A 24,335-nucleotide genomic window follows, 5' to 3' on the forward strand; every position below is an offset into this window, starting at 1 on the left:
TTGGAAGGACTAGACATGATCCGCGAACTTCCCTTCACGCTCGCCGGGCTCCGGCAGGCCTACGCCGAAGGCTTGTCTGTTGAGGCCGTGATCGAAGAAGCCTTCAGGCGGCTTGATGCTATCGGCGACCCGGGAATCTTCATTCACCAGGCACGAGAAACGGCACTTGCTGAGGCCCGTAGTCTTGGCAATCCCGATAACCGGCCTCTTTGGGGAATTCCCTATGTGGCCAAGGACAATATCGACGTGGCTGGCATGCCGACGACTGCAGCGTGCCCGGATTTCGAGTATTTCGCTGATAGCGATGCTTTTGTCGTTGGACGTCTTCGGCAAGCGGGTGCAATTTGTCTTGGCAAGACCAATCTCGATCAATTCGCGACTGGCCTCGTCGGAGTGAGAACGCCATACCCCGTGCCATTGAACGCGGTGGATCCGGAAATCGTTCCCGGTGGCTCTTCCTCAGGCTCGGCCGTTGCTGTTGCCCACGGCTTTGCGTGCTTCTCGCTGGGAACCGACACGGCAGGGTCCGGGCGTGTGCCGGCAGCCCTCAACGGCATTGTGGGGCTCAAACCAAGCCTGGGCGTTCTGTCCGGCTCAGGTCTGGTCCCTGCATGCCGGACCCTCGATACGATCTCGATTTTTGCCATGACCGTTGCGGATGCATGGGCCGTATTCGAGACTGCTGCAGGCTACGACCCGGCAGATGCCTATTCCAGGCAGCTGCCGGTCCAGCAATTGTCTGCCAGTCAGGGAACTGTACGGATCGCGGTCCCTGACGATGCTTCACTGAAAACCTTCGGTGACATGGCTCAGGCGGACCATTTCAGGGCAACGATCGCATCGCTGCGTACGCAGGGGGCCGTTGTGCAGGAAATCGATTTTCAGCCGTTTTACGATGTCGCTAGCCTGCTCTACGAGGGGGCCTGGGTCGCGGAACGTACAGCTGCTGTCGGTAATCGTCTGATTGATGCGCCGCAGACGCTTCATCCGACGACGCGCGCAATTATCGAACCGGGTCTTTCTTTGACCGCTGTCGACGCATTCCGTGGACTTTACAAGCTCCAGGACCTGCGCCGGATATGTGATGAGCTTTTGGCAGAGACCGACTTCCTCTGCGTTCCGACGATACCGACATTTGTCTCTGTAGAAGAAATTACCGCTGACCCCATTGGCCCGAATTCGGGCCTTGGCACCTACACGAATTTCGTCAACCTTCTCGATCTTTGCGGTATTGCCGTGCCAACAGGTTTGCGACAGGACGGCCGGCCTGGAAGCCTGACCGTTCTGGCCCGCTGCGGTCAGGATGCAGCCGCCGCCGCGCTTGCCGCTACAGTGGAAGCGGGGCCGCTTGGAGCAACGACCTGGGCTCGGCAGAAATCTGCGCTGACCACAAGCGAAATCGCTGCCGGTGAAATAGCTGTTGCGGTCTGCGGCGCCCACATGTCGGGACTGCCGCTAAACAAGGAGCTGATTTCTCACCGCGCACGCTTTGTAAAATCCAGCAAGACAGCACCGGAATACCGTTTCTTTGCGCTTGCAGGCGGGCCTCCGAAGCGGCCGGGCCTTGTGCAGGTTGGGGCCGGCTCGGGCGGATCAATCAATGTAGAGGTCTGGGCAATGCCGCTTGAGACCTTCGGCAGTTTCATGACGGGTATTCCGGCTCCGCTGTGCATCGGCACGGTCAAGCTGGAAGACGGAACCGACGTAAAGGGATTTTTGTGTGAAGGACATGCAGTTGAAGGGGCTGTTGAAATCACCGAACTGAGTTCCTGGCGAACCTATCTTTCGTCAGTGGTTGCTTCCGTTTCCCAGCCGGATGTCTCGGACGAGAAGCTGACCGCGCATGCAAGCTGAACTTTTGACATACGAGGGTTCAGTCAGTGCGGGAAATTGAGGGTAGGCGGAATGTTTCTTCTGATTGCTGATTACCAAGCTCTTCGCAGGCCAGCGTCCCCAGGCGGTAAATAGCGGATTCAAGCGTGTCCGACCAAACGTCGCCGCAACTGATGCGAAGGCAATGTGCATAAAGGCCTGAAGCGGTGAAAAGACTGCCAGGAGCAAAGCAGATATTTTGATTTAAGGCCTTGTAATAAAGCATTGTTGTGTTGATGTTTTTGTCCATTTCTATCCACAAGACGAAACCGCCGTCCGGATGTGTGACCCTGGTACCAGCCGGAAAGGACTGTGCAATGGCCCGGCGTGCGCGCGCGACATTGGTTTCCATTCTCCGGGCCATGCGAGACACATGGCGCTCGAAGTCCCGGGATGACAGAAATTCAGCCAAAGCCAGTTGAGGTGCCAACAGGTTGCAGATTGAGGCGGAGAACTTGGCCTTGGTGATTTGGGCAATGCGGCCGGGCGCGCGGATCCAGCCGGTTCGGTAGCCTGGGGCGAGGGTTTTCGAGAAAGAGCTGCAATAGAAGATCTCGGTCTCGTGCGGCAGACTGGAAAACGGTGCCGGACGGCATCCGCCAAACCCGAGGCCGCCGTAGGTATCATCTTCGATCAAGGGTGTCTTGTAACGGTCCAGCAGCTTCAGGACAGAACGTTTCACAGGCTCCGGCATCATGGTGCCAAGTGGGTTGGTGAAGCTGGACGACAAGGCAACGGCAGTTACGGTACCCGATTTCAGTGCCAGCTCGAGTGCGGACGGATCGATGCCGTCCCGCGAGGTTGGCAACTCCCAGGCCTTCAGTTTCAGGCGTTCGAGCACCTGCAGCAGTCCGAAATAGGCGGGCGATTCGACGGCAATCGTATCGCCCGGCTGTGTGAGCGTTTGAAGTGCGAGCCCTAAAGCTTCGGTGCAGCCACTCGTAATGACAATTTCTTCCTGGGAAACTGTGCTGCCATGCAGGCACATAAGCTTTGCGATTTCTCTCCTGAGTTCCGGTAACCCCTGAGCAGACCCATAGGCGTTGAGTTGCTGTCCTTTCGAGCGGAGGATGCGTGCCTGCAAGGCGTTCAGCGGCTCTGCGGCCAGCAGAGACGGGGCGGGAATGGCGCAGCCAAGCGGCGCATATGCCGGGTTTGACGCATGTTCGAGCATCTCCAGGTAAGGAGCTTGAAACACGACACTGCGGCTGGTCTCCGGTGGCGTTGTTTACTGGGCTCGATGAGCCTGTGGCTTGCTGGACGGGTGACGAAATAGCCGGACTTTGCCTGTGCCCGGATATAGCCTTTGTCCTCGAGATGGGCATAGGCCTGGTTGGCTGTCGACAGGCTAACGGAATAACTGCGCATGGTGCGCCGGAGGGACGGGAACCTCTCCCCGGGCTTCAAGGTGCCATTGTCGATCAGCTGAGCCAGGGACTGGGCAACGGACTGGTATTTGAACGAAACCATTTCATCTGTATCTGTTCGTTTTCGAGTTTTTGTATCTGTTTTGATATTAGGAGAGATGTCAAACCGGGTCGGACATTTCATCAATCAGGAGTGCCGGACATGGCAATGGAACATCCGATCCGTTTCACGGAAAAACTTGCAAGGCTCGAAGGGTTATGGTCGCCGCGCGTCGTTGCGGAAATGAACGATTACCAGTTCAAGATCGTCCGCATTCAAGGAGACTTCGTCTGGCATGATCATCCTGAAACGGATGAGACCTTCATCGTTCTCAAGGGCGAAATCCGCATCGATTTTCGCGATCGAGCCATTGTACTGGGCGAGGGGGAAATGTACGTCGTGCCGAAGGGCGTCGAGCACAAGCCTTATGCGGAATCGGAAGCCGAGCTGCTGCTGATCGAACCGAAGGGTATTCTCAATACCGGCCATGCGGGCGGAGACAGGACCCAGGAAAACGATCTCTGGATCTGACAAGGTTGTTTGGGCCGGGACTTTTGTGCGTTCCGGCCTGGCCAACGAGGCAGTTCTCGGCGCGCTGTCACTGCCCTGCGGGCCAGATAAATTCGATGCGGATACCACCGGGTTCAGCCAGCATCATGTGCTTGCGCGGGCCTCCGCCGAGAGGCTCCGGCATAAATTCGATCTCGACTCCCGGCCAGGCCTTCACCTTTTCGGCAATTTCCAGCAGCTTTTCTTCGCTTGAGACTTCAAGGGCCAGATGGTGGAGGCCGATATTGGTTTTCCTGTCGAAGCCCGTCACAGGCCTTGTGCGGTCTGCCTGCCAGAGCGTCAGGCGGGCGGTACCGTCGGAAACGGTTGTTCGCGGGTAGTTGTCATCACGTGCCAGCAGTTGCCAGCCGAGCAGCTCGGTGAAAAAGGCGGTGGTCTGGTCCAGATCTCGGACTGTAAGGCCCAGGTGGTTGATGCCTTTGGTGGTCACGGTGGAGTGTCCTTGCTGTGGCGAGTTCAAAATAGGTATAAATGACATGATTGATCGTCAACACATGTCGCTGCTTATCAGGGTATCGAAACGTGAGCTTGCGCCAGGGCGGGAAAATTCGATTTTCAAACAGCGATTGGGTTGAAGAAAACCGGCCCTTGGGCCTTGAAATAAAATTTCTTCCCAACTATAAGGCGCGCATTCCACACGCAAGGGGCGGAAACCGAGCTTATCGGGGTCCTTCCGGTGGCCGAAGGGAAATCTCTCCGGTCCACATCCTCTTGCGGAGGTCAAACCGGAAAAACTCAGGAGATAAGGGCCATGTCTTTGCCCGATTTCACCATGCGTCAGCTGCTGGAAGCTGGCGTTCACTTTGGTCACCAGAAACACCGTTGGAACCCGCGCATGGGTCAGTACATCTTTGGTGTACGCAACGATGTTCACATCATGGACCTGTCCCAGACCGTTCCGCTTCTGCACCAGGCTCTGAAGGCCGTGTCCGACACGGTTGCCGGCGGTGGCCGCGTTCTGATCGTAGGTACCAAGCGCCAGGCACAGGAATCTGTCGCATCTGCAGCGCGCAACTCCGCTCAGTATTATGTCAACGCACGTTGGCTCGGCGGCATGCTGACGAACTGGAAGACCATCTCCCAGTCCATCCAGCGCCTGCGCAAGCTGGAAGAAACCCTGTCTTCCGACGCTGCCAACGCTCTGACCAAGAAAGAGCGTCTGTTCATGGACCGCGAGCGTGAAAAGCTCGAGCGGAACCTTGGCGGTATCAAGGACATGGGCGGCATTCCGGACCTGATCTTCGTGATCGACACCAACCGCGAAGCCATTGCCATCCAGGAAGCCCGTCGTCTGGGTATTCCGGTTGCCGCGATCCTCGATTCCAACTCCAATCCGGAAGGCATCACCTATCCGGTGCCGGGTAACGACGATGCCGGCCGCGCTCTTTCGCTGTACTGCGACCTGATCGCTCGTGCCGCCATCGACGGTATTTCCCGTGCGCAGGGTGCTTCCGGCATGGACATCGGCGCTTCCGAAGAAGCTCCGGTTGAAGAAGTTCTTGCTGAGGCTTCTGAAGAAGCTCCGGCTGAAGCAGCAGCTGCCGAGGCTTAAGCCTCTCCTGCCGCGGTCTGCCGCGGCAGAATACTGTTGAAATTCGCAAGGCGGGCTGCATTTTGTTGCAGCCCCGTCATAAAGGCGCGGAAGGCCATGGGCTAAACCGTGTCTCATCTGAAACCCCCATGCACGAGGCAATCGATGAGCATTACCGCTGCGATGGTAAAAGAGCTCCGCGAGAAATCCGGCGCTGGCATGATGGACTGCAAGACCGCCCTGACTGAAGCAGGCGGTGATATGGAAGCAGCTGTTGACTGGCTGCGTACCAAAGGTCTGGCCAAGGCTGCCAAGAAGGCAGGCCGTGTGGCTGCTGAAGGTCTGGTCGGCGTTGCCGCCGATGGCAACAAGGCTGCCGTGATCGAGCTGAACTCCGAAACCGACTTCGTTGCACGCAACGAAGGGTTCCAGGAGCTGGTCTCCAATGTGGCCAAGGTAGCCGTCGGCACCGATGGTTCCGTTGAAGCCGTTTCCGCCGCAAACCTTGGCGGCAAGCCGGTTGCAGAAGCGATCACCGATGCGATCGCCACGATCGGCGAAAACATGACCCTGCGCCGCACTGCGGTTCTGGCTGTAAACGAAGGCGTTGTCGCGACCTACGTTCACAGTGCTGTTTCCGACGGTCTCGGTAAGATCGGCGTTCTGGTGGCCCTGGAGTCCACTGGTGACAAGGACAAGCTGAATGGCCTTGGCCGTCAGATTGCCATGCACGTTGCTGCAACCAGCCCGTTGTCGCTGAACACCGAAGAACTGGATCCGACCGTTGTCGAACGTGAGAAGTCTGTCTTCTCCGAGCAGGCACGCGAATCCGGCAAGCCGGAAAACATCATTGAAAAAATGGTGGAAGGCCGTTTGCGCAAATTCTACGAGGAAGTTACCCTCGTGAAGCAGGCCTTCGTGATCAACCCGGATCAGACGGTTGAGCAGGCCGTAGAGGCGCTCGCTAAAGAAATCGGCGCTGAAGTCAAACTTACCGGCTTTGTCCGCTTCGCAATCGGCGAAGGGATCGAGAAGGAAGAGCAAGACTTCGCCGCAGAGGTGGCAGCAGCCACCGGGCAGTAAGCTCAAGGAAAAGCGCCGGCAAGTCCGGCGCTTTTTTTTTAGAAAGACAATTTCAAAAAGGGTGCACCCATGACGAATTCCTTGCGCTGGAAACGGATCCTTCTGAAACTCTCCGGCGAGGCCCTGATGGGATCGCAGGCTTTTGGAATTGACCCGGCCATCGTGCAAAGGATCGCCAAGGAAATCGCCGACGCAGTGGCTCTTGGAGCTCAGGTCGGCGTTGTCGTCGGGGGAGGGAACATCTTCCGCGGTGTTGCAGTCGCCGCCAAGGGTGGCAACCGCGTCACCGGCGACCACATGGGCATGCTGGCCACCATCATGAACAGCCTGACGCTTGCGGATGCCCTGCGCCGCCTGAAGGTCAATGCCCGTGTTCTGTCCGCCGTATCCGTTCCCTCGATCTGTGAAACCTTTTCGCAGCGTGTCGCAGACCGCTACATGGAAGACGGCGATGTGATCGTCTTTGCAGGGGGCACCGGCAACCCGTTCTTCACCACAGACAGCGGTGCGGCTCTGCGGGCTGCCGAAATGAAGTGCGACGCCTTCCTGAAGGGGACACAGGTGGATGGCGTCTACTCCGAAGACCCCAAGGTCAACCCGAACGCGGAGCGCTATGACACCCTTGGTTATGACGAAATCATAACCCGCAACCTGAAAGTCATGGACACGACGGCCATTGCCCTGGCCCGTGACAATTCCATTCCCGTCATTGTGTTTTCCATTCACTCACCCGGCGCCCTCGTCAGTGTGCTTCAGGAAACCGGCACCTACACTGTCGTGGGTGACTGAAAGTTTTAAGAACCAATCCCGGTTCAAGCTCTTGTGTTTCGGTGCGTTTATGCCATGTTGGCGCGCGCCGAGACTCTATTAAGCCAAGCACAAAACAACAGTGAGGATAAAATGTCGGTAGAAGGTGTGGACCTTGATGATCTGAAGCGCCGCATGCAGGGAGCCTTGTCGGTTCTGAAAACGGAATTTGCCGGACTGCGTACCGGCCGCGCCTCTTCTTCCATGATGGATCCGATTACTGTTGATGCCTATGGCCAGTCCATGCCGATCAACCAGGTAGCCACCGTCTCCGTTCCCGAACCTCGCATGCTGGCTGTTCAGGTCTGGGACAAGAGCATGGTGTCGGCCGTTGAAAAGGCGATTCGAGAATCCAACCTTGGTTTGAACCCGGTTGTAGACGGCATGCTTTTGCGGCTGCCGATTCCCGAGCTGAACCAGGAACGCCGCCAGGAGCTCATCAAGGTGGCCCACAAATACGCCGAACAGGCAAAAGTTGCGATCCGTCACGTCCGCCGCGATGGCATGGACGCTGCCAAGAAGGCCGAAAAAGACGGTGACATTTCCCAGGACGACAGCCGTGTCGCATCCGATGAAGTGCAGAAGTTGACCGACCAGATGATTGCTGAGGTCGACGGCATGCTGGAGAAAAAAGAGCAGGAAATTTCCCAGGTCTGATCGACCTGGGGAGTGTGAGTTGGGGGAGCACATGAGCGTCAGCCCGGACCGCAACCTGCATGCACCTGCTGCGGATGAAACCGGTGCGAAAATGCCCCGTCACGTTGCCTTCATCATGGATGGCAACGGGAGATGGGCAACTGCGCGCGGTTTGCCACGGACAGAGGGACATCGACAGGGGCTTGCCGCACTGCGCAAGGTGATCCGCCACGCTGGCCGTGTCGGCATCGAAACCATCACGATCTACAGCTTCTCATCCGAAAACTGGAACCGGCCACAGGCTGAAGTTTCTTTCCTGATGGGGCTGCTGCGCCGTTTCGTCCAGCGCGATCTGAGCGAGCTTCACGAAGCCAATGTGCGTATCCGCATCATCGGCGGGCGCAGTGATCTGGAACCCGGGATTTTGGCGCTTCTGAAAGAAGCTGAAGACCTGACCCGTCACAACACCGGCCTGAACCTGGTCGTTGCGTTCAACTATGGTGCACGGTCGGAAATCGTGCGGGCGGCACAGGAGCTGGCAGCAAAGGTTCAGGCTGGAGAAATGCAGCCGGCCGAGATAACCGAAGACGCGATCACGGCGGCGCTGGATACCTCCGGTTTGCCGGATCCCGATCTCATCATCCGCACCAGCGGAGAAATGCGTCTTTCCAATTTCCTGCTGTGGCAGGCCGCCTATTCCGAGTTCTATTTCTGCGATCTTTACTGGCCGGACTTCGATGAGGCGGCCTTCGACAAGGCTTTGAGCTGTTTCTGCAGCCGTGAGCGCCGGTACGGCGGCCTTGACGCCAAGGCCAACTGACCCCCGGCTTGAGCAATGGCAGAACCACACCAGAACCCGAAAAAACTGTCCGACCTTCGCCTCAGGTTCATTTCGGCACTCGTTCTGGGGCCTCTTGTTCTTCTGATCACCTATCTGGGCAATCTGCCCTTTGCTGCGCTGACGCTGGTCGCGTCCGGACTGTTCCTGTGGGAGTGGTTCACGATCACCGGGACACAGGCAAAGTCACCCAGTTCACTCACCGGATTTGCAACGCTGTTTGCCATTGGGGTGCTGACAGTAGCCGGACATCCTGACCTTGGTCTCGGGGCCATGGTTGCTGGTGCTTTCATCGCCTATGCGCTTGGTGGTTTCTCCAAGGCTGGACGATGGGCCATCGAAGGGATCCTCTACAGCGGGCTTGCACTGTTCTCGCTGCTTGTACTTCGTGAAGGAAGCAACGGGCTTCTGGTCGCGTTTTTCCTGCTGTTTGTTGTCTGGGCAACCGACATTTTCGCCTATTTTACCGGCCGTGCATTGGGTGGGCCCAAGCTCTGGCCACGTGTATCACCTAAAAAGACCTGGTCTGGTGCTATTGGCGGGCTGGTGCTCGCCACGGTTTTCGGCGCTGGCGTTGCTTTTGTCGCAAATGCGCAAGACCTGATGCTTTGGGCTTTGCTGGCGGCCGGGCTCTCGGTCGTCTCTCAGGCAGGGGACCTTCTGGAGTCTGCCATCAAGCGGCGGTTCGACGTCAAGGATTCCAGCAAGCTGATCCCCGGGCATGGCGGCATCATGGACCGGATCGACGGTCTGGTGGCCGCTGCCATTTTCGCCGTGCTGATTGGCCTTGTCGCTGGCGGCAGCCTTGCAGACCCTATTGCCGGCCTCGGTCTGATTTGAATTTGGAGTAACAGGCATGGCAGCTGCCTCTGCAGCCCGCGACCCTGGCGCGAAAATCCGGATAACCGTTCTAGGGGCCACTGGGTCCATCGGCCAGAGCTTGGCGGATCTCATTCAAAGAAATCCGGACAGCTATGAAGTCGTCGCGCTGGTTGCGAACCGGAACGCCGCGGGCCTCGCCGACATGGCAAAAGCGCTAAAGACCGGTTCCGCTATCCTTGCCGAGGAAACCTGTTATCCGGAGCTCAAGGAGCGGCTTGCCGGCAGCGGCATTGCAACGGGAGCCGGTGAGGCTGCCGTTCTGGAAGCGGTCACGCAGGACACGGATATTGTCGTCGGTGCCATTGTAGGGTCAGCGGGATTGAAGCCGACCATGGCCGCGATCCGGCCAGGACGCCGCATTGCACTTGCCAACAAGGAATGCCTGGTTTGTGCAGGTGATCTGTTCATGGCCAAGATCCGCGCGACCGAGGCGGAACTCCTGCCCGTCGACAGCGAGCACAATGCCATCTTTCAGGTTTTTGAAACCGACAAGGCCGACATGGTCGAGAAGATTATTCTGACGGCTTCGGGCGGACCGTTCAGGAGTGTCTCGAAAGCCGACATGGCAGGGGTAACACCACAGCAGGCGCTTAAGCATCCCAACTGGGATATGGGCGCACGCATTACGATCGACAGCGCAACGATGATGAACAAGGGCTTCGAGGTTATCGAAGCGTCCCATCTTTTTCCGGTCGCCCACGATCAACTTGGCGTGCTGGTCCATCCGCAATCGACGGTTCACGGACTTGTGCAATACAAGGACGGATCCCTGCTGGCTCAACTCGGCAGTCCGGACATGCGCACGCCGATCGCCCACTGCCTTGCCTTTCCCCGCCGGATGAACGTTCCGGTGAAACGTCTGGATCTTGCCGAACTCGGCACACTCACTTTTGAAGCCCCGGATCTCGACCGGTTCCCGGCGCTCCGTCTTGCACTGGAAGCCATGCGGGCAGGGGGAATGGCACCGGCTGTGCTTAACGCTGCAGATGAGGTTGCCGTGGACGCTTTTCTGAAGGGCCGGATCGGCTTCATGGACATTCCGGCTGCCATTGAAGAGGTGCTGGATGCGATGGGGGCAGGCGGCAAGCTGACGGACGCTGCCGGCGTCGAGGATGTTCTTGCCATCGACGCAGAAGCACGGCAGAAGACTGGTGAATGGATAAGAACACGGTAATCGGGGTGTTGAAGGCCCTGAATTTTTGGTCTCCCACCATTAACACGCCGTAATTTTCTTTTTAGTACAATCCTTCAAAACAATCCTAGCTGCGCAGGATCGGACACAGTTCATGGACCTTCTCGTTTCCGCCTATTCCCTGATAGTCGGCACAATCATTCCCTTTCTTTTTGTGCTTACAATCGTCGTCTTCTTCCATGAGCTCGGCCATTTCGCTGTGGCTCGTTGGTGCAACGTAAAGGTGGATGCTTTTTCCGTCGGCTTCGGGCGTGAGCTTTTCGGTTTTAATGACCGGAAGGGAACTCGTTGGAAACTCTGCTGGATTCCGCTTGGTGGCTACGTCAAGTTCGCCGGCGATGAAAATGCGGCAAGCGTACCAAGCCGTGAAGCGATTGCGCAGATGAGCGAAGAGGACCGGAAAACGGCTTTCATCGCCAAACCGGTCTGGCAACGCATGGCCGTTGTAGCCGCGGGGCCCATCGCCAACTTCCTTCTCGCAATCGTGATCTTTACCGCTCTCTTCGTAACCTCCGGCAAACAGGGTTTCGAGCCTGTCGTCGAACAGGTTTTTGCGGGCGGCGCAGCCGAGCGCGACGGGCTTCTGGCCGGCGATATCGTGAAGGAAATCGACGGCAGGCCTATCCAGACGTTCGGCGAGATGCGTCAGATCGTCCTGATGAACGCCAACACGCCTCTCGTTTTCGAAGTCGAACGGGGCGGGCAAGACGTCACTTTGACCGTTACGCCCGACGCGAAGGAGAAAGAAGTCTTTTTCGGTGAGAGGCAGGTGGCCGGCGATATCAGCCTTCGCGGCGTGTCCGATCCGTCTCATCTCATTCACATCAAATACGGGCTCGGCGAAGCGGCTCTTGAAGGGACTGCGGAAACCTGGCGCATCATCGAAAGCACGGTCAGCTATATCTGGGGCATCATTTCCCAGCGGCAGTCGGCGGACCAGCTTGGTGGTCCGATCCGCGTGGCCCAGATCTCCGGGCAGGTCGCAGATCTCGGGTTCCTTCCGCTCATTTCTCTGGCGGCCGTACTTTCTGTCAGCATCGGTCTGATCAACCTGGCGCCGGTGCCGATTCTCGACGGTGGACACCTCGTTTACTTCGCTGCAGAAGCCCTGCGTGGCAAACCGCTCAGCGAAAGGGTGCAGGACGTTGGTTTCCGGATCGGTCTGGGACTTGTTCTCATGCTGATGGTGTTCGTCACATGGAAGGATATCATGCGGCTCGTGGGAACCAATTCATGACACCCGTGACATTGACGCAACGTCTTCAGACTAAATCGCTTTCCGCCCGGAAGGGCGGTTGCGTTATCGGTAAAAACCTATAAAACACTCGTCGGTTCCGAGAATCTGCTGGGGTGAGTGCGGATTCTCGGGAGGGGTATTAAAAACAAAGGCATAGCGCAATAATGCAGCGATTGCAGAGACTTACACGGGCCGTACTGTTGGCGGTTGCCGTATTTTCGATCGGGACGGTTTTGCCGAAAGCTTTCGGGCCGGTGTCCCTGGTTTCACAGGCACAGGCAGCGGTGGCCAGAAGCATTGACGTGCGTGGCAATACCCGTGTCGAGGATGAAACCGTTGTCAGTTACATGACCATCGTTCCCGGACGCTCCTACAGCGCGTTCGATGTCGACGAGTCACTGAAGGCGCTCTACGCAACCGGCCTTTTTGCAACGGTCGACATCACCCCGCGTGGCAGCGTTGTCGTTGTGACGGTTACCGAGAACCCGATCATCAACAGGGTCTCTTTCGAAGGTAACCGGAAGATCAAGGACAGCGCGCTGGAAACCGCCGTACGGTCTCAGCCGCGCTCGATGCTGTCCCGTGCCAAGGTTCAGGCTGACGTCCAGAATATTCTTGAAGCTTATCGTCGCTCCGGCCGCTATGGCGCGTCCGTCGAGCCGCAGATCATCGATCGTGGTCAGAACCGTGTCGATCTCGTGTTCGAGATCAACGAAGGTGCCAAGACCGGCGTCGAGCGTATCAGCTTCATCGGCAACTCCGCATTCAGCGACGGCCGCCTGCGCGATGTCATCCGTACACGCGAAAGCGGCCTTCTGAGCTGGCTGCGCAGCACCGACACCTACGATCCGGACCGTTTGGCTGCGGACGAGGAGTTGCTGCGTCAGTACTACAACAAGAAGGGCTATGCGGACTTCCGTATCGTCTCCACCAGCGCAGACCTCGATCGCGAGCAGAACATCTTCTACGTGACCTTCACGGTGGAAGAGGGCGAGAAGTACGAGATTGGCGATGTCGAGATCGTTTCCACGATTGCCGACGTTGATCCGGAAGATCTTCGTCGCCTGATCCGTACCAAGAGTGGTCAGACCTTCAACTCGCTGCGCGTCGAACAGTCTGTCGAAGACATCACGCTTCGCGTGTCGGAAGAAGGTTATGCCTTTGCTCGTGTCCGTCCGCGTGGTGCTCGTGACTACGACAACAACACGATCTCCCTGATCTACTACATCGAAGAAGGTCCTCGCGCCTACATCGAGCGGATCAACGTGATCGGCAACGACCGTACCCGTGAGTATGTCATTCGCCGCGAGTTCGACATTGCTGAAGGCGATGCGTTCAACCGTGCGCTTGTCGACAAGGCGGAACGCCGTCTGCGCAATCTCGGTTTCTTCGAGAAGGTTTCCATCACGACGCAGCAGGGCAGTGCACCTGATCGCGTTGTCGTGAACGTTCGCGTCGAAGAAAAGCCGACTGGTGAAATCTCCTTCGGTGTCGGTTATTCGACGGTTGACGGTGTCATTGGTGACATTTCGCTGACCGAGAAGAACTTCCTGGGCCGTGGCCAGTTCGTGAAGCTCGCTGTTGGCGGCGGTACGGACACCCAGTCCTACGAGTTCCGTTTCGTTGAACCGTTCTTCATGGGGCGCCGTGTTGCCCTTGATCTGGACCTCTATCGCAAGGTGGATGATGCCAACGACTACCGTTCCTTCGATCAGAAGAAGACCGGTGGCGGGTTCGGTTTCACTCTGCCGCTTCGGGAAGATGAGCTGACTGTCCGTCTGTTCTACAACATCTTCCAGGAGAAGAACTCCGATCCTGACAACAACTCGACCAACATCAACAACTGTGACACCGCAAGCCTTTCCCTGGCGGTCTGTGACTCCCTCGGCACCTACCTGACGTCTCTGGTTGGCTACGAGCTGCGTTACAACACGCTCGACCGAATCCTGGATCCGTCTGACGGTATCTATGCTTCCTTCGGTCAGGAAATTGCTGGTCTGGGTGGCGACAGCTTCTACATCAAGACCGAAGCTCAGGCTCGCGCCTACAAGGAAATCCTGGCTGACTACGGTCTGATCGGTAGCCTGTCGGTGCGTGGTGGTAACATCATGGCCCTTGGTGATGAGCGTCTGCGTGTGTCCGAACAGTTTATGCTTGGTGGCACTCTCGTTCGTGGCTTTGAGAACCAGGGTATCGGCCCGCGTGACGCAACGACCGAAGACGCTATCGGTGGTCGGTTCTACTTCGCGGCAACTGCCGAAACCCGGTTCCCGTTCCCGGTCATCCCGAAGGAATTCGGCCTGAGTGGTGCAGTGTTTGCCGATGCCGGTTCGCTGTGGGATGCCGACAGCAGCCTGGTGAACCTGGTGGAAACCAACGGTGGCCAGATCGACTCGAACGACTTCAACGTTCGTGCGTCGGTTGGTGCAGGTATCCGCTGGAACTCTCCGTTCGGACCTCTGCGGGCAGACTTTGCTTACCCGATCGTCAAAGACGACTCCGACAAAACGCAGATTTTCCGGTTGAGCGGCGGTACGCGCTTCTAAACTGCGGTCACATAGGATAAAAAACGGCCGCCGACACGTTCGGCGGCCGTTTTTGTTGGCTGGCAAGAAGGATAACATCATGTCCGAGCCAAAATTTTTTGAGTCTCCGGCTCCGGTCTCTCTTTCAGACATCGCAACGTGGGCGGAAGCTGAGATCGCTCGCGGCGAACCTACCCTGGAAATAACAGGTGTAGCGCCATTGGAAGATGCCACGCCCGGTGCTCTGGTGTTCTTCGACAACACCGCTTACCTGAAACAACTGGACGGGACCACGGCAGCTGCATGCCTGGTCAACCGGAAACACAAGGACAAGGTGCCGGAGGGCGTTGCTGTTCTTGTATGTTCAGATGCCTATCGCTCCTGGGCGAAGGTTCTCGCCAAACTTTATCCAGCAGCCATGGTACCGGTAGAACCTGGCGCCGCAGTCATTTCAGAACGGGCTGTAATCGATCCGGCTGCGTCGCTGGAAGACAATGTCACGGTCGAACCTGGTGTCGTGATCGGTGCAGGGGCAGAGATCGGCGCGGGCACTGTGATCCGGGCCAACGCTGTCATCGGACAGGGCGTCAAGATTGGCCGGGACTGTGTGATCGGTTCGAATTGCACGGTTCAGCACACCGTGCTTGGCAACCGCGTCTATATGCATCCTGGCGTTTGCTGCGGTCAGGATGGCTTTGGCTATGCGATGGGGCCGATGGGGCATCTCAAGGTACCCCAGGTTGGCCGCGTGATCATTCAGGACGACGTTGAAATCGGCGCCAACACCACCATCGATCGTGGCGCAAACCGGGATACCATCATCGGCGAAGGCACGAAGATCGATAACCAGGTTCAGATTGGCCACAATGTCGTGGTCGGACGTCACTGCGTGATCGTTTCTCAGGTCGGTCTTTCCGGAAGCTGCACGCTCGAGGATTTCGTCGCCATTGGCGGGCAAACCGGTGTGCGTGGTCACGTAACGATCGGCATGGGGTCGCAGGTGGCCGCGGTGAGCGTAGTCAACGATGATTTGCCTGCCGGGGGACGCTACGGCGGCACGCCCGCAAAGCCGGTCAAACAGTGGTTCCGTGAAGTCGCTGCCGTCAGAAAGCTTGCAGAGCGTGGCGGCGGATCGTAAACGGAATACAAACAGGACTTTGCGGCGGTAATTCGCCAAGGGGTATTATATGGAAGACGCAGAAAACAAAACACTTGCCAGCGCAGACATCATGCGGATCATGAAGCTGCTGCCGCACAGGTATCCTTTTCTTCTGATCGACAAGATCATCGAGATGGATGGGGACAACAGCTGCATCGGCATCAAGAACGTCACCATCAACGAACCGCACTTCACCGGACATTTTCCGGAGCGGCCCGTTTTCCCGGGTGTTCTTCTGATCGAAGCCATGGCACAGACAGCCGGGGCCCTTTGCGTTCATGCCCGTGGTGACGATGCGCCGCCGCAGCTTGTCTATTTCATGACCATCGACAAGGCGAAGTTCCGCCGGCCTGTTGAGCCTGGTGATCAGGTTCATTTCCACGTCAAGAAGATCAAGCAACGCTCCAACATCTGGAAGTTCGACGCCGTTGCCAAGGTAGATGGCAACAAGGTCGCAGAAGCTGAAGTCAGCGCCATGCTGGTAGATGCGTGAGGAAATATGACTGACATACATCCAACGGCCATAGTCGAAGACGGGGCCGTAATCGGCGAGGGCGTTCGAATCGGGCCTTATTCTACAGTTGGCCCGAACGTGAAACTTGCTGACGGAGTTATCCTGGAGTCGCATGTCGTCGTCACGGGCCACACGAGTGTGGGTGCCAAAACGCATATCTTTCCCTTCGCCAGCATTGGTCACAAGCCACAAGATCTCAAGTTCGCGGGTGAAGTGAGCTTTCTTGAAATCGGCGCCAACAATCAGATTCGTGAACATGTCACCATGAGCCCCGGTACGGAAGGTGGCGGTGGCTATACCAGGGTCGGTGACAATTGCCTGTTCATGATGAGCTCGCATGTCGGCCACGATTGTCAGGTCGGCAATCACGCAATTCTGGCGAACAACGCCACGCTTGCAGGTCACGTCGAGCTTGACGACTTCGTCATTCTGGGCGGCTTGAGTGCGGTCCGGCAATGGTCTCGCGTTGGAACCGGTGCGATCGTCGGCGGAATGACCGGGGTCGAATTCGACGTCATTCCCTATGGTTCTGTGATCGGTGACCGCGCACGTCTTGCCGGTCTCAATCTGGTCGGTCTCAAGCGCAAGGGCTTGCCTCGGGAGCAGATCCACGCTTTGCGGGCCGCTTATCGCGCGCTGTTTGAGAGCACCGAAGGAACCTTGCGCAGCCGGGCCGAAGCTGTTGCTGCAGAAGGCGCCGATCAGCCCCTGGTCAAGACGGTTACCGACTTTATCCTTGAAAAGGAAGACCGCCGGTTCTGCACACCGCGCAGCGAAGACTGACGGATGAACAGGGCAGATACGGGACTGGAGCCACGCCTTGCCCTGATCGCAGGCAATGGCAGTCTGCCCTGTCAGATCGCTGAAGCGCTCAGCAGCGCCGGACGTGAATTCAGGATTATCGCTATCAAGGGCGAGGCTGATGAACGCACGCGGGCGCAGGCCGATACCGAACTCGGCTGGGGTGAAATCGGCCGGCTTTACAAATTTCTGAAAAAGACCGGGTGCCGGGACGTGCTTCTGATCGGAGGTGTCTCCAAGCGCCCTGATTTCACGTCCATACTTGGCGATTTGGGCACATTGAAGCGATTGCCGACGATTATCCGGGCACTGGCCGGCGGTGATGACAGTCTGTTGACCAAGGTGATCCGGCTGTTTGAAGTTGAGGGGTATCGCGTTGTGGGGATCAAGGATGTGGCGCCGCAACTGCTTGCCTCAAGTGGTGTGCTTGGCAAAGTTCAGCCGAACCAGGGAGACTGGCGGGACGCTGAGCTGGCCTTGCGGGCGACGGAAAAGCTCGGTGAACTCGATATCGGTCAGGCGGCGATTGCTGTTGGTGGGCGGGTTGTTGCGCTTGAGGGGGCAGAAGGGACCGACGCCATGCTGCAGCGCTGCGCAGAGCTCAAGCGTATTGGCAGGATCCGTTCCAAAGGCCGCGCGGGTGTCTTGGTAAAGACAGCAAAGCCGAACCAGGACTTGCGGGTGGATCTTCCAACCGTCGGCCCGATGACTATTGACCTCGCAGCTGCAGCAGGCCTTGCCGGCATTGCAGTTGAGGCGAGTGGCGCACTGATCGCGGAAAAGGAAGAGACGCTCAAGAAGGCGGATAATGCCGGCCTTTTTGTCATCGGTATAGAGCACGGCACCAGTTTCGGGGTCACCTCAAAGGGACAATCGGACGAGCGTTCGTGATGACAGGAAAAATGCCCACGATTTGCCTGGTTGCAGGCGAAGAATCTGGTGACCAGCTCGGGTCGGAATTGATGAAGGCGCTCAACGAACGGTTGGGCGTAGGTGTTCGTTACTGCGGTGTCGGCGGCGAACGGATGATGTCTCTGGGCCTCAAAAGCTTCTTTGACATGTCTGATGTTTCCGTCATGGGATTGACGGCAGTCCTCGCCAGATTGCCGTTGATCATCAGGCGGGTCTACCAGACCGTGGATGCCGTGGTTGCGGCCAATCCGGATATTCTGGTTATCGTTGACAGTCCGGACTTCACGCATAACGTTGCCAAGCGCGTGCGCAAGCGCGCGCCGCACATACCCATCGTCGGTTATGTTTCACCTTCTGTCTGGGCTTGGCGTCCAGGCCGGGCCCGCAAGATGAGCGTCTACGTCGACGACCTTCTGGCCTTGTTGCCGTTTGAACCTGATGTGCACCGCAAGCTCGGTGGCCCGCGCACCCATTACGTTGGCCATCCCTTGAGTGAAATCGCATCCGAACTGCGCCCCTCGGTTGGCGAAAGAGCGCCTGTAGAGGCAGACGAGAAGATCCTGCTTGTGCTGCCGGGGAGCCGGCGAAGCGAAATTGACAGGTTGCTAGGCGACTTCGCTAAGACTGTTGCGATCGTCAAAGAAAAGTTGCCCGGGCTCAAGGTTATTCTGCCGGCAGTCGCGCACCTTGAAGACAAGATCCGGCAGGATACGGCCCATTGGCCTGTTCCGGTCGAGATTGTGACCGGCCTGGACGCCAAGCGGGCGGCCTTCCGAAAGGCGCACGCAGCCTTGGCCGCGTCCGGCACTGTTTCACTTGAGTTGGCTCTATCAGGCGTTCCGATGGTCGTTGCCTACAAAGTCGACTGGTTTTTCAGACGGATGAAGGAACTCAACCGGGTCTTCAAATTCTCGAGCGTTGATTCCTTTGTCCTGCCAAACATCATCCTGGGAACAAAAGCCATCCCGGAGTTCCTTGATGAGGAAGTGCAGCCAAAGGTGCTGGCGAACCATCTCGTTGAGCTTCTGAACAGCGGTCCTGAACGCCAGAAACAGATCGAGCATCTGCAAAAGCTTGATGATGTCATGCGCTTGCCGGACGGGCATAGCCAGCGCGGGGCTGCGGCCGATGTCGTGCTTGCTGCTATGAAGACAGAATCCTGACGATGTCGTCGCCTCGCTCAAAAGCGGCGGGGAACAGTTTCACCGCGTCTTCATAGCCGGGCAGCCGTTGATAGGCGAGTGCGGGTATTCCACTGTCATTCATCGTGCTGACGATTTCGCTGCAATCGCTGCGTCCGGTGCGTAACAGAAGAAAGTCACAACTGCCAGAAACCGGATGGCATCGGGTCTCCTGCGCGATCCTGCGTCCAGTGTCGTCGCGCATGCCTGCGAGACGGGCTGCCATGCGCCGGAGCTCATCGTATTTGCCGAACAAGCGTATCGCCATGGCTGCTTGAATGGCACTTATCATACTGCTCACGCGCGACTGGAGGAACTCCACGGCAGTTGTCTCGCAACAAAGCATGTAGCCAAGTCCTATGCCCGCGAGACCGCTCTTTGAGGTGCCGCGCAAAAGAACCAGGTTGGGATGCTTCTTCAAAAAGGCGAGGCGGTGTTCTGGGGCTTTTGAGAAAAGCACGTAAGCCTCGTCCAGGAGCACCAGTCCTTCTCTGGCACTCACCAGGCTCTCCAGTTCACAGGGTGAAAGATCCTGCGTGGTCGGATTGTTTGGGGCACTTAGCAGGACAGTGTGATGCGAAGGAGATTTCCTGATCAGCTCGTCCAGTGTCGGGAACTTCTCCTGTGCGATACCGAGTTTCATCAAGGTCTTGTCGAACAGGAAGAAATCCCTGTTCAAGGTCGACACTGGATGGTTCTCGGATCGGGTGATCAGAACCTGCTCCAGGAGCTGGATAATACTGTGGCCGAAGACAGCCGAGACACCATCCGAAAGTCCCAAGGCAGTGCGCGCTGCTCTCTCGGCTTTTTCCTGAAGGTCCGTTTCAATCCCGGTCAGTACGCCCGCGCTGGCAGCTTCGCCAATGTGGGCAGTTATTGCATGAATGTCAGCTTCGAAGGTTTTGGGCCACCTGAAAAGGTCCTGGCGCTCCTTCAGAAGATGATCCAGCCTGAAGGGCGCAGCAGTTCTCGGGTGTTTGAGACGGTTACTGGCTGGGCAAAACTGGTTCATGGTGCAGATATTGTCCGAAGACCGCTTCGCAGTCCTTGAAGTATTTTCGCGTGAAGAGGATGTGGGTGTGCCAGAAGATATCGACGACGTGGGTTGGCTGCAGGTGCACACTCGTGTCGGCGCCACATTGCATCTGGTCTCTGGCAGATTTGAGGAACGACCTGTAGGCCTCTTCAACCTTGCGGGCCGAGGAGACAGGCCAGTTGTATCCGCCGGCGGTATCCGAGGCAGTCAACTTGGTGATGATGCATTCCAGATCAAGCTCATCGACAGTATCGAAGCGCAAGGCAAATTCAGCTGACGGCATCGCATTCCCTTTCTCCTTGATGCCCGATTTCCGGGGCGAACGAAGGCTCACCTTTTCGCCCGGGAAACGGTTAAATGTTGGAAGGGTTACTTCTTTTCTGACGTTTTACGGTCGGCCGTTTCGACCTCGGCAGAGGGATCAATGTGTACAACGCAATGACCGCCGTAGCAGAGAGCCTTGCTGTCGGCCTGGTTGATGTCGTGCGGAAAACGATTTGCTTGTTGGTAGAGTTTCAAGAGATTTTTCATGTGATTTTCTCCCAATTCAATGAATGCGGAAACAAGAAGGAAATTATGGAAGTTTCGGCTTCGCCGGTTCAGGACGCTGACATATCAACGTGGCCGCGGCAGGTGCCATCCGAGAAAGTTCCACGGAACACCGGTTCGCCGGCCAGACCTGTCGCCCACAGCTCAGCTGAAACAGGGTCCGTTTCACCATCAAAGGACATCAGGTAGGTATTGTGAAACGAAACGACCCCCATGTTCTGAGAAACATCGTTGCTGACTACTTTGAAGGAGTGTCCGTTGTCCGTCACCCGGTGCTCGGCGCCTTTGTCAGATGCGCTTGTCTTGTAACCGGATCCATACCTTTTGGTGCACACCGACATGTCGCCGTCAGCTTCGACAGTTGTTATCTTGTCAAAGGAAAGACTTACGTCGGCTGCGATTGCTGGCAACCCGAAGAGGCTAATTGTTGCCGCAACTGTAAGTGATTTAATACTAAGAGCATTCATTATCTTCTCCCTTCATTTCAAAGAAACGAAATGACTAGAGGAGCGTATCAGCAATTTTTTTAAGTGATAACCGAATATAATTGGTGAATTTATACTAACTAACTTTAGGTGAATTTCTGCTTAATCGGTGGTATTTTAACGAATATTGATTGGAATATTGTGAATATTCTTATCTTCTTCAAGTGATTGTTTTTACGCGAGAAAAACTCAGCTTTCGCTGAAATGGCAACTCTGTCGCGACGACATTTTCATGCTGAAAATTAAGACATGAAGCAATCGCGCCCCTGTTTGGGGCACGCTTTTGGAAGCTCCGATGAACCGGTGCAGGCCAGACAGACAAAAAAACCGGGTGCAGTTCGCCCCCGGTTTTTCCAAGTCTCGTGGGATCAGGTTGCTTCGTTCAGGCGTTGGCTACGTTGTCCAGGAAATGCCCGACTTCATTCTTCAGAATATCGGTTTTCTGCGACAATTCGCTTGAAGCGCCGAGAACCAGATTGGCGTTCTGACTGGTCTGGGCGACTGCCTGCGATAGATCCGACATGTTGGTCTTTACGGAACCTGTGCCCTCGGCAGCCCGCTGAACGTTGACCGAGATTTCGCTCGTTGCAGCACCTTGCTGTTCGACTGCCGCTGCAATGGTTGAGGTGTATTCGTTGACCTCTTCCATAGTCTGTGTGATCGCCTCAATTGCGACAACGGCGTCCTTGGTTGCATTCTGGATTTCGGAGATCTGCGAGCTGATTTCCTCGGTGGCCTTGGACGTCTGGGTTGCCAGTTCCTTCACTTCGGCGGCAACGACTGCAAAACCCTTGCCGGCCTCGCCGGCGCGTGCGGCTTCGATCGTTGCATTGAGGGCCAGGAGATTGGTCTGCTCTGCGATCGCCTGGATCAGGTTGACGACTTCGCCGATCTTGGTGGCTGCTGTCGAAAGGCTTTGAACCTTTTCGTTGGTGACCTGTGTGCCTTCGGTTGCCCGATCGACAACCTGCGTGGTCTGGTTCACCTGACGGGAGATTTCCTGAATAGAAGCGGCAAGCTCCTCTGCGGCGCTTGCAACCGTCTGAACGTTCTGTGTCGCTTCGTCGGTTACACCATAGGTGCTATCGGCAAGGCTGGAGTTCTGGCTGGCGATAGCGCTGAGATCCTGAGCGGTGCCATCAAGTGTCTGTGCCGTTTCTGCAACGGAGCCCAGGACTTCTGTCGCCTTCTCACGGAAACCGGAAATCAGAGCCTCAATGCGGGCTTGCCGCTCTGCACGCAGGTGCTGGTCTTGCTCTGTTTCCGACTGCAGGCGCAGTCGCTCAACAGCGTTGTCGCGGAAGACCTGCATGGTTCGGCTCATGTCGCCAATCTCGTCACCACGCCCGGTGCCGTCGATCTCGACATCCGTGTCACCTTCCGCCAGGCGGGACATGGTTTCCGTCGTCCGGCGAAGAGGGCGTGTTACCGCGAAGTTGAGTGCAATAGCCATCCCAACGCCCGCCAGGATGGCTGTCAGAAGGGCGAGGCTGATAACGCCAAGTGCGCTGGAGCTGGAGGCTTGTGCAGCAGCGCTCTGATTGGTGGAGATGGTGGTGATTTGCGTCTGCACTGTCTGAGACAGTTCCGTCATGGTGTCGATCTGTTCGGCGAGCTGGAGCTGATTTGAAGCCAGTTCGGAAAAACTCGCAGCGAAGCTGTCGATAGAGCTCTTCACAGCCGGGACGATGTCGGAGATCGCCGGGAAGTCCTTGGCGCTCGATTCGAGCCGGGACGCCAGTTTGTCGAGGCCCTCGATACCGGTCGTCACGGTCTGCTGAGACGTGTCGCTCGGCGAAAGCATGAAGTAGAACGCGGCGGCCTTTACTGCGTTTGCGTCTGCCTCGATCTGCATAACCGTGTCCGCGACACTGTCGACGACATAGAAACGCTGGTTGATCTGGTCAGCCTGTGCATAGACATTGTCGATGGCCACATTTGCCTGTGAACGGATTTCCTTCACATCGGAAACAAGCTGCTCGAACCCCGCCTTGGCAGCATCTGTCAGGTCGAAGATCGCAATGTAATCCTTCGTCTCGGTCAGTTTGCCGAGTGTCTGCTCCAGTTCGGCCGTTTTGGCAGCAAGCTGCTGGAACTTGCCGGGGTCGACGCCGTCAAAACTGTTTGCTGCCATCTGCTTGGCAGAGGGCACAAGCAGGGCAACCCGATCCTTGATGTCTGAAAGCTGCTTGGCGTTGTTGGCTGCAGCGTTGAAAAGATTTTGAAGAGTAAGCGCCTCTTCCTGGAAACCGGCAGCAGCCTGGCCGACCTTGTTGGCGAGCACCAGCGTCTTGCGTGCGTTTGTCTCGTCCTGGCTGACGCCGTCTCGCGCCATCAGGGCCTTGCCGAGGATCTCCGAAGAGATCTTCTCAAGATTTTGCACAGCGCCATCAAGTTGCTGTTGCTTTGCGGTCTGTGTCTGCGTCAGGCCGACGACCTCTTCGAAAGCCTCACGGAATTGCTTTACAGCGGTAGCTGCTTCAGCGACGGGAACCTGAGCTTCGGGATCAGCCTTGAGCTGGTTCTGGAGCGTTTCAAGTTCGGCACTCAACACACCGATGTCGGAGATTGTTGCTTCAGCTGTCTGAAGGTCCTGTGAGGACAGGAAGCTTTCCTTCTTGCTTGCCAGGTTTTGCAACTGTGCAATGGCGGAAGTTGACTGTTTGGCAACCTCCATGCGCTCCGAGAGGGTCAAGACGCTGTATGCGCCAACACCACCTACAATGCCCGTAAGGGCAACAACGGCAGCAAAACTACCGCCGACTTTTACCCCAAACTTCAAGTCAGAAGCGAACTTCAGGAAACTCATGTTAACCCCTCGAAACCCCAGCGTATTCAATGTGCGCTATTTGTTTGAAAGGGTAAGCAAAGATTCCTTATTATTCGTGAAAATTCTCTATTACGGGAATTTAGGGCGTAATTATAACGATTAATTCTTTATCTCATATGTAAGTGAGGAAAGTTAGAGAAATATCATTCTGAGTTTTAAGTGCGTGTTTTTTATTTTTTGTTTCATTTTATTTTTCGGAAAATATTCGATATTTTCTATTCTCAAGAATAATGACAGGTGAATGCTTTTTTCCTTGCCTCGATTGAACGGGAAAAATATTTCTTGGAT

24 protein-coding genes are annotated in these 24,335 nt (G+C 56.6%); 16 read left to right on the top strand and 8 right to left on the bottom strand.

Going from position 1 to position 24,335, the window contains the following annotated elements; all coding sequences use genetic code 11:
• The first annotated feature begins 15 nt into the window (after window positions 1–15).
• Entirely contained in the window at window positions 16–1,854 is a 1,839-nt protein-coding gene (atzF, locus tag FIU93_RS19270) for an allophanate hydrolase (protein ID WP_152506461.1), read from the top strand.
• A gap of 19 nt (window positions 1,855–1,873) precedes the next feature.
• Here the strand turns inward: atzF and FIU93_RS19275 are convergent, their stop codons facing one another.
• Both FIU93_RS19275 and FIU93_RS31890 read right to left on the bottom strand, forming a co-directional pair.
• Window positions 1,874–3,070, bottom strand: a complete 1,197-nt coding sequence (locus FIU93_RS19275) for a PLP-dependent aminotransferase family protein (protein WP_173017356.1) — start codon at window positions 3,068–3,070, stop codon at window positions 1,874–1,876.
• Window positions 2,962–3,423 (bottom strand): winged helix-turn-helix domain-containing protein, encoded by a 462-nt coding sequence (locus FIU93_RS31890; RefSeq protein WP_152506463.1) that lies wholly within the window; start codon window positions 3,421–3,423, stop codon window positions 2,962–2,964. The genes FIU93_RS19275 and FIU93_RS31890 overlap by 109 nt, the downstream gene beginning before the upstream one ends.
• 24 nt (window positions 3,424–3,447) lie before the next feature.
• On the opposite strand from FIU93_RS31890, the gene FIU93_RS19285 reads away from it, so the two are divergent.
• Complete coding sequence (locus tag FIU93_RS19285) at window positions 3,448–3,810, top strand: cupin domain-containing protein (RefSeq protein WP_152507640.1); 363 nt, start codon at window positions 3,448–3,450, stop codon at window positions 3,808–3,810.
• Window positions 3,811–3,877: 67 nt separating this feature from the next.
• Here the strand turns inward: FIU93_RS19285 and FIU93_RS19290 are convergent, their stop codons facing one another.
• Complete coding sequence (locus FIU93_RS19290) at window positions 3,878–4,279, bottom strand: VOC family protein (protein WP_209010170.1); 402 nt, start codon at window positions 4,277–4,279, stop codon at window positions 3,878–3,880.
• A gap of 321 nt (window positions 4,280–4,600) precedes the next feature.
• Here FIU93_RS19290 and rpsB point away from each other — a divergent pair, with 321 nt between their 5' ends.
• The 14 genes from rpsB (at window position 4,601) to lpxB (ending at window position 19,129) form a co-directional block, all read left to right on the top strand.
• Window positions 4,601–5,401, top strand: a complete 801-nt coding sequence (gene rpsB, locus FIU93_RS19295) for a 30S ribosomal protein S2 (protein WP_031268422.1) — start codon at window positions 4,601–4,603, stop codon at window positions 5,399–5,401.
• A 144-nt stretch (window positions 5,402–5,545) separates the two neighbouring features.
• Window positions 5,546–6,463 (top strand): translation elongation factor Ts, encoded by a 918-nt coding sequence (gene tsf, locus FIU93_RS19300; protein ID WP_062488667.1) that lies wholly within the window; start codon window positions 5,546–5,548, stop codon window positions 6,461–6,463.
• 69 nt (window positions 6,464–6,532) lie between these two features.
• Window positions 6,533–7,252, top strand: a complete 720-nt coding sequence (gene pyrH / locus FIU93_RS19305) for a UMP kinase (protein ID WP_022998459.1) — start codon at window positions 6,533–6,535, stop codon at window positions 7,250–7,252.
• A gap of 111 nt (window positions 7,253–7,363) precedes the next feature.
• Window positions 7,364–7,927, top strand: coding sequence for a ribosome recycling factor (gene frr, locus FIU93_RS19310; protein ID WP_022998460.1), 564 nt, complete (start codon window positions 7,364–7,366; stop codon window positions 7,925–7,927).
• 31 nt (window positions 7,928–7,958) lie between these two features.
• Window positions 7,959–8,726: an isoprenyl transferase gene (locus tag FIU93_RS19315; protein ID WP_022998461.1), complete on the top strand. Its 768-nt coding sequence runs from the start codon at window positions 7,959–7,961 to the stop codon at window positions 8,724–8,726.
• Window positions 8,727–8,741: 15 nt separating this feature from the next.
• Window positions 8,742–9,584 carry a phosphatidate cytidylyltransferase gene (locus FIU93_RS19320; protein ID WP_055654495.1) on the top strand — a complete coding sequence of 281 codons (843 nt, stop codon included), beginning with the start codon at window positions 8,742–8,744 and terminating at the stop codon, window positions 9,582–9,584.
• Window positions 9,585–9,600: 16 nt separating this feature from the next.
• The gene (locus FIU93_RS19325) at window positions 9,601–10,800 is read left to right on the top strand and encodes a 1-deoxy-D-xylulose-5-phosphate reductoisomerase (RefSeq protein WP_152506465.1); all 1,200 of its coding nucleotides are present in this window, start codon (window positions 9,601–9,603) and stop codon (window positions 10,798–10,800) included.
• A gap of 112 nt (window positions 10,801–10,912) precedes the next feature.
• Window positions 10,913–12,055 carry an RIP metalloprotease RseP gene (rseP, locus tag FIU93_RS19330; RefSeq protein WP_055654491.1) on the top strand — a complete coding sequence of 381 codons (1,143 nt, stop codon included), beginning with the start codon at window positions 10,913–10,915 and terminating at the stop codon, window positions 12,053–12,055.
• A gap of 164 nt (window positions 12,056–12,219) precedes the next feature.
• Window positions 12,220–14,601, top strand: coding sequence for an outer membrane protein assembly factor BamA (bamA, locus tag FIU93_RS19335; protein ID WP_031268423.1), 2,382 nt, complete (start codon window positions 12,220–12,222; stop codon window positions 14,599–14,601).
• Between the two features lie 79 nt (window positions 14,602–14,680).
• A complete protein-coding gene (gene lpxD / locus FIU93_RS19340; RefSeq protein WP_055656567.1) occupies window positions 14,681–15,718 on the top strand; it encodes a UDP-3-O-(3-hydroxymyristoyl)glucosamine N-acyltransferase in 1,038 nt (345 codons plus the stop codon).
• 49 nt (window positions 15,719–15,767) lie between these two features.
• Window positions 15,768–16,232, top strand: a complete 465-nt coding sequence (gene fabZ, locus FIU93_RS19345) for a 3-hydroxyacyl-ACP dehydratase FabZ (protein WP_022998467.1) — start codon at window positions 15,768–15,770, stop codon at window positions 16,230–16,232.
• Window positions 16,233–16,238: 6 nt separating this feature from the next.
• Window positions 16,239–17,036, top strand: coding sequence for an acyl-ACP--UDP-N-acetylglucosamine O-acyltransferase (lpxA, locus tag FIU93_RS19350; RefSeq protein WP_031268426.1), 798 nt, complete (start codon window positions 16,239–16,241; stop codon window positions 17,034–17,036).
• 3 nt (window positions 17,037–17,039) lie between these two features.
• Entirely contained in the window at window positions 17,040–17,945 is a 906-nt protein-coding gene (lpxI, locus tag FIU93_RS19355) for a UDP-2,3-diacylglucosamine diphosphatase LpxI (RefSeq protein WP_152506466.1), read from the top strand.
• Window positions 17,946–17,956: 11 nt separating this feature from the next.
• On the top strand, window positions 17,957–19,129 hold the full coding sequence (gene lpxB, locus FIU93_RS19360; RefSeq protein WP_286185405.1) for a lipid-A-disaccharide synthase: 1,173 nt from the start codon (window positions 17,957–17,959) through the stop codon (window positions 19,127–19,129).
• Here the strand turns inward: lpxB and FIU93_RS19365 are convergent.
• The 5 genes from FIU93_RS19365 to FIU93_RS19380 form a co-directional block, all read right to left on the bottom strand.
• Window positions 19,110–20,159 carry an aminotransferase class I/II-fold pyridoxal phosphate-dependent enzyme gene (locus tag FIU93_RS19365; protein ID WP_152506468.1) on the bottom strand — a complete coding sequence of 350 codons (1,050 nt, stop codon included), beginning with the start codon at window positions 20,157–20,159 and terminating at the stop codon, window positions 19,110–19,112. The genes lpxB and FIU93_RS19365 overlap by 20 nt on opposite strands.
• Window positions 20,134–20,466 carry a hypothetical protein gene (locus FIU93_RS19370; RefSeq protein ID WP_152506469.1) on the bottom strand — a complete coding sequence of 111 codons (333 nt, stop codon included), beginning with the start codon at window positions 20,464–20,466 and terminating at the stop codon, window positions 20,134–20,136. Before FIU93_RS19370 ends, FIU93_RS19365 begins: the two co-directional genes overlap by 26 nt.
• Window positions 20,467–20,552: 86 nt before the next feature.
• The gene (locus FIU93_RS31455; protein WP_156912487.1) at window positions 20,553–20,714 is read right to left on the bottom strand and encodes a hypothetical protein; all 162 of its coding nucleotides are present in this window, start codon (window positions 20,712–20,714) and stop codon (window positions 20,553–20,555) included.
• A 68-nt stretch (window positions 20,715–20,782) separates the two neighbouring features.
• Window positions 20,783–21,199: a hypothetical protein gene (locus tag FIU93_RS19375; protein WP_152506470.1), complete on the bottom strand. Its 417-nt coding sequence runs from the start codon at window positions 21,197–21,199 to the stop codon at window positions 20,783–20,785.
• Between the two features lie 400 nt (window positions 21,200–21,599).
• A complete protein-coding gene (locus tag FIU93_RS19380; RefSeq protein WP_173017358.1) occupies window positions 21,600–24,026 on the bottom strand; it encodes a methyl-accepting chemotaxis protein in 2,427 nt (808 codons plus the stop codon).
• Window positions 24,027–24,335: the final 309 nt, after the last annotated feature.

The organism is Labrenzia sp. THAF35 (assembly GCF_009363595.1).
Classification (GTDB): Bacteria; Pseudomonadota; Alphaproteobacteria; order Rhizobiales; family Stappiaceae; genus Roseibium; species Roseibium algicola.

Bases quoted from the DNA above. Each gene is read 5' to 3' on its own strand.
- FIU93_RS19380 (WP_173017358.1), bottom strand. From the start codon at position 24,026: ATGAGTTTCCTGAAGTTCGCTTCTGACTTGAAGTTTGGGGTAAAAGTC.
- pyrH (WP_022998459.1), top strand. From the start codon at position 6,533: ATGACGAATTCCTTGCGCTGGAAACGGATCCTTCTGAAACTCTCCGGC.
- FIU93_RS19315 (WP_022998461.1), top strand. From the start codon at position 7,959: ATGAGCGTCAGCCCGGACCGCAACCTGCATGCACCTGCTGCGGATGAA.
- frr (WP_022998460.1), top strand. From the start codon at position 7,364: ATGTCGGTAGAAGGTGTGGACCTTGATGATCTGAAGCGCCGCATGCAG.
- FIU93_RS19365 (WP_152506468.1), bottom strand. From the start codon at position 20,159: ATGAACCAGTTTTGCCCAGCCAGTAACCGTCTCAAACACCCGAGAACT.
- lpxI (WP_152506466.1), top strand. From the start codon at position 17,040: ATGAACAGGGCAGATACGGGACTGGAGCCACGCCTTGCCCTGATCGCA.
- FIU93_RS31455 (WP_156912487.1), bottom strand. From the start codon at position 20,714: ATGAAAAATCTCTTGAAACTCTACCAACAAGCAAATCGTTTTCCGCAC.
- FIU93_RS31890 (WP_152506463.1), bottom strand. From the start codon at position 3,423: ATGAAATGTCCGACCCGGTTTGACATCTCTCCTAATATCAAAACAGAT.
- lpxB (WP_286185405.1), top strand. From the start codon at position 17,957: ATGCCCACGATTTGCCTGGTTGCAGGCGAAGAATCTGGTGACCAGCTC.
- FIU93_RS19375 (WP_152506470.1), bottom strand. From the start codon at position 21,199: ATGAATGCTCTTAGTATTAAATCACTTACAGTTGCGGCAACAATTAGC.
- lpxD (WP_055656567.1), top strand. From the start codon at position 14,681: ATGTCCGAGCCAAAATTTTTTGAGTCTCCGGCTCCGGTCTCTCTTTCA.
- FIU93_RS19325 (WP_152506465.1), top strand. From the start codon at position 9,601: ATGGCAGCTGCCTCTGCAGCCCGCGACCCTGGCGCGAAAATCCGGATA.
- tsf (WP_062488667.1), top strand. From the start codon at position 5,546: ATGAGCATTACCGCTGCGATGGTAAAAGAGCTCCGCGAGAAATCCGGC.
- atzF (WP_152506461.1), top strand. From the start codon at position 16: ATGATCCGCGAACTTCCCTTCACGCTCGCCGGGCTCCGGCAGGCCTAC.
- fabZ (WP_022998467.1), top strand. From the start codon at position 15,768: ATGGAAGACGCAGAAAACAAAACACTTGCCAGCGCAGACATCATGCGG.
- rseP (WP_055654491.1), top strand. From the start codon at position 10,913: ATGGACCTTCTCGTTTCCGCCTATTCCCTGATAGTCGGCACAATCATT.
- bamA (WP_031268423.1), top strand. From the start codon at position 12,220: ATGCAGCGATTGCAGAGACTTACACGGGCCGTACTGTTGGCGGTTGCC.
- FIU93_RS19285 (WP_152507640.1), top strand. From the start codon at position 3,448: ATGGAACATCCGATCCGTTTCACGGAAAAACTTGCAAGGCTCGAAGGG.
- rpsB (WP_031268422.1), top strand. From the start codon at position 4,601: ATGTCTTTGCCCGATTTCACCATGCGTCAGCTGCTGGAAGCTGGCGTT.
- lpxA (WP_031268426.1), top strand. From the start codon at position 16,239: ATGACTGACATACATCCAACGGCCATAGTCGAAGACGGGGCCGTAATC.
- FIU93_RS19320 (WP_055654495.1), top strand. From the start codon at position 8,742: ATGGCAGAACCACACCAGAACCCGAAAAAACTGTCCGACCTTCGCCTC.
- FIU93_RS19370 (WP_152506469.1), bottom strand. From the start codon at position 20,466: ATGCCGTCAGCTGAATTTGCCTTGCGCTTCGATACTGTCGATGAGCTT.